At 72.7% G+C, this 12,535-nt stretch carries 9 protein-coding genes and 1 pseudogene; 5 read left to right on the top strand and 5 right to left on the bottom strand.

The features are described from left to right. Positions 1-156: 156 nt before the first annotated feature. Positions 157-591: pseudogene (locus tag ABNF97_RS34420) on the bottom strand (DUF559 domain-containing protein); the annotation flags it as partial. A 1,012-nt stretch (positions 592-1,603) separates the two neighbouring features. Between ABNF97_RS34420 and ABNF97_RS33370 the strand changes: the two are divergent. Then, positions 1,604-2,566 carry an NADP-dependent oxidoreductase gene (locus tag ABNF97_RS33370; RefSeq protein WP_349340995.1) on the top strand — a complete coding sequence of 321 codons (963 nt, stop codon included), beginning with the start codon at positions 1,604-1,606 and terminating at the stop codon, positions 2,564-2,566. A gap of 282 nt (positions 2,567-2,848) precedes the next feature. Here the strand turns inward: ABNF97_RS33370 and ABNF97_RS33365 are convergent, their stop codons facing one another. Continuing rightward, the gene (locus ABNF97_RS33365) at positions 2,849-3,874 is read right to left on the bottom strand and encodes a zinc-binding dehydrogenase (RefSeq protein ID WP_130465776.1); all 1,026 of its coding nucleotides are present in this window, start codon (positions 3,872-3,874) and stop codon (positions 2,849-2,851) included. A 293-nt stretch (positions 3,875-4,167) separates the two neighbouring features. Between ABNF97_RS33365 and ABNF97_RS33360 the strand changes: the two genes are divergently transcribed. Further along, positions 4,168-6,126 (top strand): acyltransferase family protein, encoded by a 1,959-nt coding sequence (locus ABNF97_RS33360; RefSeq protein ID WP_349340994.1) that lies wholly within the window; start codon positions 4,168-4,170, stop codon positions 6,124-6,126. Between the two features lie 26 nt (positions 6,127-6,152). Here ABNF97_RS33360 and ABNF97_RS33355 read toward each other — a convergent pair whose 3' ends face one another. Together ABNF97_RS33355 and ABNF97_RS33350 are read right to left on the bottom strand one after the other, a co-directional pair. Beyond that, complete coding sequence (locus tag ABNF97_RS33355; protein ID WP_130461706.1) at positions 6,153-6,980, bottom strand: FkbM family methyltransferase; 828 nt, start codon at positions 6,978-6,980, stop codon at positions 6,153-6,155. Positions 6,981-7,423: 443 nt separating this feature from the next. Beyond that, on the bottom strand, positions 7,424-8,101 hold the full coding sequence (locus ABNF97_RS33350) for an HAD family hydrolase (protein ID WP_349340993.1): 678 nt from the start codon (positions 8,099-8,101) through the stop codon (positions 7,424-7,426). Between the two features lie 308 nt (positions 8,102-8,409). On the opposite strand from ABNF97_RS33350, the gene ABNF97_RS33345 reads away from it, so the two are divergent. Next, complete coding sequence (locus ABNF97_RS33345; RefSeq protein ID WP_349340992.1) at positions 8,410-9,321, top strand: DUF5995 family protein; 912 nt, start codon at positions 8,410-8,412, stop codon at positions 9,319-9,321. Between the two features lie 43 nt (positions 9,322-9,364). Here ABNF97_RS33345 and ku read toward each other — a convergent pair whose 3' ends face one another. Further along, positions 9,365-10,375: a non-homologous end joining protein Ku gene (ku, locus tag ABNF97_RS33340; RefSeq protein ID WP_349340991.1), complete on the bottom strand. Its 1,011-nt coding sequence runs from the start codon at positions 10,373-10,375 to the stop codon at positions 9,365-9,367. 167 nt (positions 10,376-10,542) lie between these two features. Here ku and ligD (ABNF97_RS33335) point away from each other — a divergent pair, with 167 nt between their 5' ends. Then, complete coding sequence (gene ligD / locus ABNF97_RS33335; RefSeq protein ID WP_349340990.1) at positions 10,543-11,496, top strand: non-homologous end-joining DNA ligase; 954 nt, start codon at positions 10,543-10,545, stop codon at positions 11,494-11,496. Then, positions 11,486-12,397, top strand: coding sequence for a non-homologous end-joining DNA ligase (ligD, locus tag ABNF97_RS33330; RefSeq protein WP_349340989.1), 912 nt, complete (start codon positions 11,486-11,488; stop codon positions 12,395-12,397). Before ligD (ABNF97_RS33335) ends, ligD (ABNF97_RS33330) begins: the two co-directional genes overlap by 11 nt. Positions 12,398-12,535: the final 138 nt, after the last annotated feature.

Below are 12,535 nucleotides of genomic sequence, written 5' to 3'. Positions count from 1 at the left end.
CTCGATCACGTCCAGGGCACCGGCGGCGTGGTCGGCGCGGATCCGCTTCTTGTCGAACTTGCCCACCGAGGTCTTCGGTACGGCGTCGACGAACGCCCACCGCTCGGGCAACTGCCACCCGGCCACCTCGGCCGGGCGGTCCCGTACCAGCCAGGCGGGGAAGCGGAGTATCCGGATGCCACTGATCCACAGGTCGTTCTGCCGGCGCATGTCCGCCCACCAGTGGCGTACCTCCAGATGCTGTGCCCCGTCGATCTCGACCATCACCTTCCACTCTTCGAAGTAGACGTCGAGATAGCGGCGCCGCCCCCGCGAGTCGGTACGCCGCACCTGCCGGCTGGGCGTCGGCAGGCCCTCCCGCCGGCAGAGTCGGAGCAGGTCCGACTCGGCGACGGACTCGGCCCCGGCGCGCGCGTCGGCGGCCGCCGCCACGATCAGACCGCGTCGACGCAGCCGGGGTAGCCGGGCCAGGGCGCGGTCCAGTTCCGGACCGTCGACCAGCCGCTGCTGGAAACCGGCGGCGATGATCGCCCGGGCCCGCTCGTCGTCCGCGGCCCACTGCGCCGCGTCGAGCAGCGACCGGGCCGGCATCGTGCACGGCGGCTGGCCCAACCGGTGGACGTCGGCGGCGCTCAGATGTCGGGTACGGTGCACCACGACGCCCGGTGGAGGATCGCGGTCCTGCCGATGTGCGGGGATCAGGACGTGCAGCGTCGCGCTGTGGTAGCCGCGCATCCCGAGTACCTCCAGCGCGGAGAGTCCGGCCAGCACGGCTCGTCGTCCGGCGCCCGCTGCCAGTACCGCCGCCCAGCGCTGCTGCTCGCGGGTCACCGGGCCGTCGTGCGCGAGGTAGACGCCCGGGGACATGATCTGCCACCGGCCGGTCGTCAGCCGATGGCGCAGTGCCTTGGCCGACAGCTGCCGCAGCGCCTGCCGCCGGCTCAGTACGTCGTCCTGCAGCCAGCGCAGGTACGTCAGCTCGTCCGCGTCCGGTGGCGGCGGCGGGCGCAGCCCGGGCACTGTCTCGCGCCGCAGCCCCGGGCGCCGTTTCGCCCCGCCTGTCACCACGTCGCCCCGCCCGTCAGCACGCTGCCCCGCCTGTCACCACGTCGCCCCGCCCGTCAGCACGCTGCCCCGCCTGTCACCACGTCGCCCCGCCCATCAGCACGCTGCCCCGCCGCCCGTCAGCACGTCGCCCCGCCCGTCAGCACGCTGCCCCGCCGCCTGTCAGCACGCTGCCCCGCCTGTCAGCACGCTGCCCCGCCGCCTGTCAGCACGCTGCCCCGCCCGAGCACGCTCGCCCGCCGCCCGTCAAGCACGCCCCCCCGCTGCCCCGCCGCATCACGGACCTCCCGCTTCGGCCGGTGGCGGCGGGGGACCCGCCAGCGTTCCTGCACGACGACGCGGTTCAGGAAGCTGGCCCAGCCCGCCATCCGCCGACTATCCCGCCCCAACCCCCCGCTCTCCACCCCCACCCCGCCCCCTGTGGACAACCCGGGTGGGTCCCGGCGGATCGTGTGCTGTTGCTGCCCCCAGAGGGGCAGCGGAAGCCCACGGTCCAACGGATCTGAGCCGTTGCCAACGGGATGTCGTGGCGGGAAGGATGTTGGCCACGTGGAAGGGGCTGGCGATGCGAGCGGTGGCGGTGACGGCACTGGGCGGTCCCGGTGTGCTGCGGGTGGTCGAGCGACCGGACCCGGTCGCCGGCCCCGGCGAGATCCTCGTCCGGGTGCGCGCGGCGGCGGTGCACCCCGCCGATATGGCCGCCCGGGTCGGGCGGATCCCCGGCGGTCCGGTCGAGCCACCGTTCCTGCTCGGCTGGGACTTCGCCGGTGACGTGGTGGCGGTCGGGGACGGGGTCACCGAACATCGTCCCGGCAGCCAGGTCGCCGGCATGGTGCCGTGGTATCTCACCCGGGGCGCCGTCGGGGCGTACGCCGAGTTCCTGGTCGCCAAGCGGGACTGGCTGGTCGCCGTACCGGACGAGTTGGACGCGGCGGAGGCGGCGACCGTGGGGTTGAACGCGCTGACCGCCCGGCAGGCACTGGAGATGCTGTCGCCAGCATCCGGATCGGCGGTACCGGCCTCCGGGTCGACGATTCTGGTCACCGGCGCCAGCGGCGGGGTTGGCGGGTTCGCCGCACAGTTGGCGGTCCGGGCCGGCCACCGGGTGCTCGCGGTGGCCAGTTCCGACGACGAGGAGTGGGTACGCGGTCTCGGCGTCGCCGAGGTGGTGCCCCGTTCGGCCGATCTGTCCCAGCTTGGACCGGTCCCGGCGGTCTTGGACGCGGTGCCGGTCGGCGCGTCGGCCGCAGCCACGGTCGCCGACGGCGGCAAGCTGGTGACGACCCGGCCGGTCCCGCCGCTGGATCCGCCGCGCGGGGTACGCCAGGAGACGGTCCTGGTCCAGCTCGACCCGCCGATGCTGGCGGAGTTGATGACCGAGGTGGCGACGGGGCGGCTGCGGACCAGGGTCGCGGCCTCGCTACCGCTGGCGGAGGCGGCCCACGCGCACCGGCTGGTGGAGGCGGGACGGCTGCGCGGAAAGATCATCCTCATGCCGTAGACAACCCCGGCGGTGCCGTAGGCGACCCTCGGCGGGTGCCGTAGGTGGACCCCGGCCGGGCGGTAGGCGACCCTCGGCGGGTGCCGTGGGCGACTCTCGGCGGTGCGGTAGGCGGACCCCGGCCGTGCGGTAGGCGGACCCCGGCCGTGCGGTAGGCGACTCTCGGCGGTGCGGTAGGCGGACTCCGGCCGTGCGGTAGGTGACCTTCGGCCGTGCGGTAGGTGACCCCGGCGGTGCCGTGGCGGCGGCCGGTGTGGGTGCCGTGGGCGGCGGCAGGGACGGTCAGGACTCGCTGGTCGTCACGAGCACCTTGCCCACCGCCGAGTCCTGCACGGCGGCGTGCGCCCGGGCCACCTCGTCCAGCGGGTAATAGTGCAGCGGCAGTCCCGCCTCGGTGCCGATCCGGAGTACGCCGGACGACGCGGCGGCGGCGACGTCCGTCACGGCCTGCGCCTTGGCCACCGCCGGCAGGGTGTAGACCAGTACGAACTGCCAGCGGACGTTCGGCACCATCATCGGGCGTACCGGCAGGGTGAGGGCGTCGCCGCCGTCGTCGGCGTACACCGCGACCGCGCCGTTGGCGCCGATCACCTGGCAGTCGATCTCGGCGTTGCTGGCGGCGGCGACCTCGACGATCGCGTCCACCCCGTTCGGCGCGACCTTCCGGACCTCGGCGACCACGTCCTCTTCCCGGTAGTTGATCACGTGCGATGCGCCGGCCGCGACCGCGAGCTGGGCCTTCTCGGCACTGCTGACCGTGGCGATCACGGTGGCGTCGGCCCACCGGGCGAGCTGGATGGCGGCGTTGCCGACCGCGCCCGCCCCGCCCTGGACCAGCACGGTGCGATCGGTGAGCGCGCCGACGTCGAGCCGGTCCGGCATCGTCTCGCCGGCCGTCAGGCAACGGTGCGCCGTCATGAACGGAATGCCGAGGGCCGCGCCGAGGTCGAACGGGGCCGAGCCGAGCCGTACCACCTGGCGGACCGGCACCACGGTGTACTCCGCTGCCGTGCCCCACGGCCGTTGCCAGGCCGCTTCCCAGATCCAGACCCGCTCGCCGGTCAACTTCGCGTCGACACCGGTACCGACCGATTCGACGATCCCGGCGCCGTCCTGGTTCGGAATCTGCCAGCCGTGCCGGGGCGGCGTGCCGGAGCCGTCGCCCTGCCGCGACTTCCAGTCGGTGGGATTGACCCCCGAGACGGCGACCCGAACCAGCACCTCGCCCGGGCCCGGCTCCGGCACCGGCCGCTCCACCACCTTGAGCACGGAGGGATCGCCGGTGCGCTGGTAGACGGCCGCCTTCATCGTCGACCTCTCCGGAGCTGCCACGCCTGACCACCTCTCGTCTCGATCCGCCGGCCCGGCCGCCCCGGTCCGCCGATCCTCGGCGTTGGTGACCTGCCGGCCGACGGGGTTCCGCACGCGATACGTCTGATCACCATCTTGCTGCCCGAACGGGTGGATCGCAGAGCTTTCGTTGCCGGGAACACGCTGCGGGAGCCCGGTCAGGAATCATTCAGGTTTGTCGGGTAGGACTGGTGGGCAAGGGTCCGTCTGTCGAGAGCGCCGGCCCGCCGACCTGGGACGTGGAGACGCCGATGGGAACCTCAGCCGAGCCTGCGGTGCCGGCTGCGTTCGTACCGACGGCAGGTCCGGCGGTGGCGCCGACGGCCGGTCCTGGCGGCGGCTCGTCTTCGGGTGCCGGCTCGTCTTCGGGGGCCGGCTCGTCTTCGGGGGGCGGACCGTTCCCGGGTGGCGGCTCGTCTTCGGGGGGCGGACCGTTTCCGGGTGGCGGATCGTCGAGGGCTCGTGTCGGTGGTCGGGACCGGTACCTGGACCTGTGGCGGGCGGCCGCGCTGGTCCGGGTGGTGACGTACCACGTGCTCGGCTGGGTCTGGCTGACCGTGCTGTTCCCGGCGATGGGGCTGATGTTCGCGCTCGCCGGCTCGTTGATGGCCGGCTCGCTGGACCGTACCGGCCGAGGCGCGGTCGGGCGACGGCTGCGCCGGTTGCTGCCCCCGCTGTGGGGATTCGGGGTGGTGGCGGTCACGCTGCTGCTGGTCACCGGCTGGCGTACGGCACCGGCCGCGCAACTCGGCTGGGGCGAACTGGTCTGGTGGATCTTCCCGGCCCGTACCCCGCCGGTCGGCGGCCAGTCGTGGGCCTGGGCCTACAACGTGGTGCTCTGGTACATCGTCACCTATCTGTGGCTGGTACTGCTCTCGCCGGCTCTGCTGGCGGCGTTCCGTCGCTGGCCCTGGTACAGCCTGGCGGTGGCGGTGGCGCTGCCGATCGCCTTCCGGCTTGAGATCGTCAACATCGGCGGGTACTTCAACGAGCAGGCCACCAACGTCGGCACGTACCTGGCCTGCTGGCTGCTCGGTTTCGCGCACCACGACGGGCTGCTGCGCCGGATACCCGCCCGGCGGTACGCACTCGCCGTCGGGCTGCTCGCGGTCACCGGGGCAGGTTGGGTACTGGCGGTTGCCTGGTCGACCGGCAGCTACGACCTGAACCGGATCGCGGGTGGCAACACGCTGTGGTCGATGGCGTTCGTCGCGGCGGTGCTCCGGTTCCGGCCGCGCCTCGACTGGCTGGGCCGCATCCGCCTGCTGGACCGCTTGGTCGAGCTGTTGAACGCCCGGGCGGTCACCATCTACCTGTGGCATCTGCCGCTGGGCGTACTGGCCGGGGTGCTGGTCGCACCGCTGGCCGTCTCGGGCTGGGTGCAGACCGTCACCGTCCGGCTGGCCGCCGTCTGGCTGCTGGTGGCCGTGGCGGTGGCAATGTTCGGCTGGATCGAGGATCTGGCCGCTCGGCGCCGGCCGGCGCTGGTCCCGGCCAGGGTCAGCCCGCCCCGACGGGCCACCGCGTCCAGCGTGCCCGCCGGCCTCGATCGGAGCGGGTGGCGGGGTGCTGGTGCGGGTGGCCGGGACACCGCCGGGATACCCGCGGCAGCGGTCGGGGTAGCGCCGTCCGGGCCGAGCCCGGCGCCCGCGCGTCCGGCGGGGTCGGTCCGGGCGGCGCGGCGCTGGCACCGGGCGATGGCCTCGACCGTCGCGGTGCTCGCCGTCGGTCTGGGAGTGATGGCGCTCAACCTGTGGCCCGGGGTGACGACCCGCAGTCAGGTCGGGGCGTCTCCGGCCGAGGTCACCTACCACCTTTCCGACCTGCCGATGCTGCTGGACGGGAGTTCGGAGTGGCCGTCGTCGGCCCCGCCGCCCGACTCGGCGCCCGGGTCGGTCACCGTGCACGGCCAGGTCTATCCGCGTGCGGTGCTCACCGCCGCGCCCAGCCGGGTCCGGGTGCAGCCGCCGGCCGGCTGCGAGCGGCTCCGGGCCGTGATCGACGTCGGCGCCGACGACGTCGAGGTCGCCTTCGCGGTACGCGCGGACGACGTGACCGTCTTCGAGTCCGGCGTACGCAGCCGGGCGGACAGCGCCGAGCAGATCGACGTGGCGATCGCCAGCGCCAGCTTCGTCGACCTGGTGACCAGCAGTCCGTCCGGTGGCGCGGTCGGTGTCTGGGCCGATCCGCAGTTCGTCTGCGTCGGGTAGCCGCCGCGACCCGTGCGGTCCAGGGGTCAGCGGCTGCGGAGTACCACGTCCTTGCTGAGGTCGCCCCAGCCGGTTTCCCTGGCCCGGGCGACGGTGTCGCGCAACTGGGACTCGTCCACCGGCTGCTCCCGGCCGGCCTGTTGCAGGGCGACGGCGAAGTTGGCGCAGAGGTATTTCAGCAGGTCGTCGTCGGCGTGGAGGATCTCACAGATGCCGGCGACCCGTCGGCGGTGCAACAGCCCGGCCATCCCCTCCAGCGCGGCCTGCTCGTGACCCTCGACGTCGATCTTGAACAGCAGTGAGTCGTCGTCGCCGAGGTGGATCCGCTCGTCCAGCCGGAAGCACTCCACCTCGACGCCCCGGTCGTTGTGTACCCGCAGCGACGCGACGCCGGTGTGCTCGTGCAGGTAGAGCCGGGCGATGCTGGATCGGTCGCTGGCGGCGCCCGCGTGCAGCACGGTACCCGGATAGTCGCCCCTGGCCGCCGCGATGGTCTTGCGCAGCCAGGGCAGCACGGCGGGGTTCGGTTCGACGAGATGCAGTTCCCGGAGCCCGTAGTAGCAGGTCGAGAAGGCCACCTCGCCGTAGTTCGCGCCGACGTCGATCGCGACGGTGGGACGGGTCTCGGAGACCAGGCGCCGCCAGGCGGCGACCGCCTTGCGATCGAGGTTCCCCTTGTAGACGGCGAGTTCGGTGCCTCTGATGTCGGTGTAATCGGCGTGCAGTACGACGCCGATCTCGTTGCGGAAGGCACCTGCCCGGGTGCGGAGGGCGATCCGGTGGGCGGCCCGGCGGACGTGCTGCGCACCGGACTGGTGGAACGCGCGGCGCAGCGTCGATCGAAAAGTTGGCATACCGTTGACCGCTCTCACTGATCGATGGGGTTGTCACACGTCCGATGGACCCGGTCGGCCGGTCGGGGCCCTGCTCCTCGGGCATGTTACGCAGACAATCACCTAGAGCAACAGATCTGATACGCAGCGGAGTGGTACGCGGATTCTGCTCGCGTTTTCCCTGGTGGCAGTGGGGGCACGGCACACTCCCGGCAGACCCGGCGGTACGCCGCACAAACCCCGTTGTCAGGCGCTGTTTCACCGGCCGGGCGGTCCGTCCCCGGTCACCCCCGCCCGGCGCGGCAGTGCGTCGGAGCGGCCTGGCTCACCGGCCCGACCGGTCGGAAAGCTGACAACGGCGGTAGCGGGGCCAGCAGGGGGAGCCGGCGCCGCGGCCGGCACTTCGGCGCTCGGGTGTCGTGGCTGGCGCGACTCGCCGTCGAGGCCGGGCCGAGGTGTCTCCGCTACGCCGTCCGGTCGGGTCCGGTGTCGGACAGGGTCGGCGGCACCGTGTCCTCGGTGAGGTCGGTGACGTGCGGCAGGACCACCGCGGCGAGCTGTTCGGCGTCCGGGTCGAGCGGGTACGACCCGTGCGGGATCGCCACCACCCGCATGCCGGCGGCGGCGGCCGAGCGTACCCCGTTGCTGGAGTCCTCGACGGCGACGCAGCGATCGGCCGGCATGCCGAGGCGCTGTGCGACCGCGAGGTACGCGTCCGGCGCCGGCTTGCCCCGGGCGACCTCCTCGGTGGAGAGCGTCACCCGGAACTGCTCGGCCAGCCCCATCGCGGTCAGCGCCACGTCGATCAGCCGGCGTGGGGACGAGCTGGCCAGCCCGAGCGGCCAGTGCCGGGCGAGCCGGCGGACCACCTCGGGTGCGCCGTCGATGACCGGCAGGCGGCTCCGGTACTCCCGGGCCATCGCGTCGATGACGTCGGTCGCGATCTGTTCCGGGCTGCCGGGTACGCCGAGTTCGCCGAGGTAGCGGGCCCACTCGCCGGTGCTCATCCCCATCAGCCGGCGCTGGGTGTCGGGCTGCCACCGGCCGCCGGACGTGTCGACGTAGCGCCGCCGGACCCGCTCCCAGACCGGTTCGGAGTCCACCAGTACGCCGTCCAGGTCGAAGACCACCGCATCCACCACGGCTCCATCCTGCCCCAGCCGCCCGGCGCCGGCCCGCCGTGGTCGGGATTGAAACGATCGTGGTGATCGGCCCGGCCGGTCAGGGCGGTGCTCGCCGGCACGGCTGTCGGCGGTGCTCGGCAACCGCTGAGCGGGATCCGCCGACGAGACAGAGCCGGACTGGCCGCGAGGATAGCGGCCAGTCCGGCTCTTTTCGCTGGTCGAGTCGGGTATCAGACCAATGTTCCTGACTGGTCACTCAGATTGGGAATGATGACTGGAATTGATGCCGATCATCATCTGAGGGGGCGGACATGGGACGGCGGGCGGTGACGCGGGCTCTGCTGGTGGCCACGCTGGGCGTGACGGGGGCGCTACCACCCGCCCCGCCTGTCGCCGCCGCATCGTCGCCAGCGGCCGGTGCGGCGGCGAGGGCCGATGTCCCCGACACCTGCCCGGACGGCGGCGCCGGCTGCGTGGACGACACGATCGCCCGACTCCGGGACCGGTTCGCCGTGCTCGGGTCGTCCTGCGACCACCACGCCACCTTCGCGCTCGCCTACCTGCGCACCACCCAGGGCTTCAAGTGGGGACGGGACCAGGACGGATACTTCGCCGACAACGCCTGGGTCAACCGGGAGGGCGGGCTCTTCGCCGAGTACTACTACCGGGCGTACGACGACTGGGCCGCCGGGCGGCGCTCCGCCGTACCGGGCGCCTGGCTGGTCGCCCTGGACGCGGCCCGGTCCCGCCGGCTCAGTGGCGCCGGTGACCTGCTGCTCGGGATGAACGCGCACATCAACCGGGACCTGCCGTACGTGCTCGAACGGGTCGGGCTGATCGCACCGGACGGCAGCAGCCGCAAACCCGACCACGACAGGGTCAACGACATCCTGGCCGCGGTGATCGACCCGCTGCTCGCCGAACTGATCGCCCGGCTCGACCGGGCCGGCTTCGACACCGGCATCCCCACCAGCGCCGCCCTCGGGCTGCTGGTCGGCTGGCGGGAGCAGGCGTGGCGCAACGCAGTCCGGCTGGCCGATGCGCGTACCCCCTTCGCCCGGACCCTGGTCGAGCTCGACATCGAGTCCGGCGCGGTGGCGATCGCCACCGGCCTCGCCACGCTGACCAGCTACGTCCCGCCGCTGTCCGGGCCGGGACCCCGAGCCGCCTACTGCGCCGAGCGACACGGCAGCGCGCCGCCGGTGGCGTACCCGTTCGGCGTGCCGCCGGCGTACTGAGCCCCCGGTACCGACGCCCGGAAGGGGTGTCCGGTAGCGGGGCTCAGGCGGACTTGCGGGGGGCCTTCTTCGGCGCGGCCTTCTTGGCCGTGCCCGACTTGGTCGCGGCCTTCTTGTCCCCGTCGGCCTTCTTCGCCCCGGTGGACTTCTCCGCGGTCTTCTTGGCCGCCTTCTTCGCGCCGGTGGCCTTCTTCGCCGCCTTCGCCGCCGCCTTCGCGGATTTGGCCGACGAGATCGGGGTCGGCTGGCCGGCTCCGGCCCCGGCCGGCTCCTCGCCCCGGGCGGCCCGGGCCCGGTCCACCGACGCGCGCAGCGCCGCCATCAGGTCGACCGCCGCCGCCGGTGCCTCCTCGACCTCCTCCGGCTGCACCACCTCCCGGCCCTCGACCTTGGCGTCGATCACCTCCTGGAGGGCGGCCCGGTAGTCGTCGGTGAAGATGTCCGGCTCGAACTCGCCGGCCATCGAGTCGATCAGCGAACTCGCCATCGCCAGCTCCGGCGGGCGCACCTTGATGTCCTCGTCGAGGAAGCCGAAGTCGGGGCGGCGGATCTCGTCCGGCCAGAGCATGGTGTTGAGCAGCAGCACGCCCTCTCGGACCCGCAGGGTGGCGAGCTGTTCCCGCTGCCGCAGCGCCACCTTGACGATGGCCACCCGCTCCGAGTCGGTCAGCGCGTCCCGGAGCAACACGTACGGCTTGGCCGCCGCACCGTCCGGCTCCAGGAAGTACGCCTTGTTGTAGAGGATCGGGTCGACCTGCTCGGCCGGGACGAACTCCAGGACGTCGATCGCGTGCGAGGTGCTCAGCGGCAGGTCGGCGAAGTCGGAGTCGGTGAGGATGACCATCTCGCCGCCGCCGATGTCGTACCCCTTGGCGATGTCGTCGTAGCTGACCTCCTCGCCGTCGATCGAGCAGACCCGCTTGTAACGGATCCGGCCGCCGTCGGTGCGGTGCACCTGATGGAACCGGATGTCCTTCTCCTCGGTCGCCGAGTAGACCCGTACGCCGATGGAGACCAGCCCGAACGAGACGGCGCCGCGCCAGATAGCCCGCATGATCTTCGTACCTTCCCCTCTCCGGGCGGATATTCACCCCGTCGAGTGAAAGTGCCCCCGAGCAGCCGGTACCCCCGCCGTTGCCGGTGCGGACGACCGGTTCGATCCAGGATCGCACCGGATCGAACCGGGCGCCAGCGTTTCGGCGTGGACCTAGAGTGAGGATCGTGCCCGGCACCCCGGTCAAGCCGATGCTCGCGGTTACCGGGGAGCTGCCCGCAGGCCCCGGCTGGGTGCATGAGTTCAAGTGGGACGGGGTGCGGGCGATCGCCGACTTCGTCGGCGGTGAGCTGCGGCTCTACGCCCGCTCCGGGGTGCAGATCACCGCCGCCTATCCGGAGCTGGCCGGGCTGCGGGCGCAGCTCGCCGAACGAGGGCTGGCCGACGCGGTGCTCGACGGCGAGGTGGTGGTGCTGACCGAGTCGGGACAGCCGTCGTTCACCGCGCTCGCCGAGCGGATGCACGTCCGGGAACCGGCCCGGGCCGCCCGGCTGGCGGCGAGCCTGCCGGTGACGTACATGGTCTTCGACCTGCTGCGGCGGGACGGCACGGACCTGACCGGGTGGCCCTACCGCCGTCGCCGGGAGGCGCTGGAGGCGCTCGGCCTGGGCGGTCCGCGCTGGGCGGTGCCGCCGGTCTTCCCGGACGGCCGGGCCACCTACCAGGCGGCCGGCGAGCACGGGCTGGAGGGCGTGGTGTCGAAACGGGCCGACGCGGTCTACCGGGCCGGGCTCCGGTCGCCGGACTGGGTGAAGGTGAAACTGGAGGTCACCGACGACTTCGTGGTCGGCGGTTGGCGGCCCGGCGTACGCCGGATCGGTGGGCTGCTGGTCGGGGTGCCGGCGCCGGACGGCGGGCTCGTCTACCGGGGTCGGGTCGGCGGCGGGATCGGCGCGGCGACCGAGCGGGAACTGCTCGCCGTGCTGGAGCCGCTGCGCGCCGCCGGCTCGCCGTTCGTGACCCCGGTGCCCCGGGAGGATGCCCGGGGGGCGATCTGGGTAACCCCTCAGATCGTGGTGGAGGTGAAGTACGGCCAGCGCACGCCGGACGGCCGGCTGCGGTTCCCCCGGATCCGCCGGCTGCGCACCGACAAGACTGTGGCGGACGTCGATGGCGCGTGAGCAGCGGGTACGGGTCGAGGTCGAGGGCCGCAACGTCGAGCTGTCCAACCTGGACAAGGTGCTCTATCCGGCGTCCGGGTTCACCAAGGGTGAGGTGATCGACTACTACACCCGGATCTCGAATGCCCTCCTGCCGCACCTGCGCAACCGGCCGCTGACCCGGATCCGCTACCCGAACGGCGTCGACGGCAACTCCTTCTTCGAGAAGAACGCCCCGGCCGGCACCCCGGACTGGGTACGACTGGAGACGCTGCCCGCCCCCGGCTCGACAAAGGGCCGGGAGATGCTCGACTACGTCGTCTGCGACGACCTGCCGACCCTGGTCTGGTTGGCCAACCTCGCCGCCCTGGAACTGCACACCCCGCAGTGGCAGGTCGACGCCCACCCGGACCTGATGGTGATGGACCTCGACCCGGGCGCCCCGGCCGGACTGGTCGAGTGCTGCCAGGTGGCGCTGCTGCTCCGGGAACGCCTCGCCGCCGACGGCGTCGCCAGCTATCCGAAGACCTCCGGCAAGAAGGGCATGCAGCTCTGCTGCCCGGTCTCCGGCCGGCAGTCCGCCGACGTCGTCTCCGACTACGCCCGCCGGATCGCCGGGGAACTCGCCCGGGAGGCACCGAAGTCGATCACCGCGCAGATGGCGAAACGGCTCCGCCCCGGCAAGATCTTCATCGACTGGAGCCAGAACAACGCGGCGAAGACGACGGTGGCGCCCTACTCGCTGCGGGCCCAGCCGACGCCGTCGGTCTCCACCCCGTTGACCTGGGCCGAGGTGCAGGCCGCCGCCGACGGGGAGGCCGGCGCCGTCCGCCAGTTCCCCGCCGTCGAGGTGCTGGAGCGGATCGAGGAGTACGGCGACCTGCTGATCGAGCTCCTCGACGGCGGCCCGGAGCTGCCGTAACCCGGGCGATTGCTACAGAGGTTGAAAGGCTGACGTTCGGGTCGTCACGGTGGTTCGGGGTCGAGGGTCATGCCGGTGTTGACGAAGAAGCCGGCGAGGAGATGGGTCTGTTGCTGGCAGGCTCGTAGTCGTTGTCTG

The organism is Plantactinospora sp. B6F1, assembly GCF_040120695.1.
Lineage (GTDB): Bacteria > Actinomycetota > Actinomycetes > Mycobacteriales > Micromonosporaceae > Plantactinospora.
Note: the sequence above shows the minus strand (reverse complement) of the source record. Positions and strands in the feature narration are given on the sequence as shown.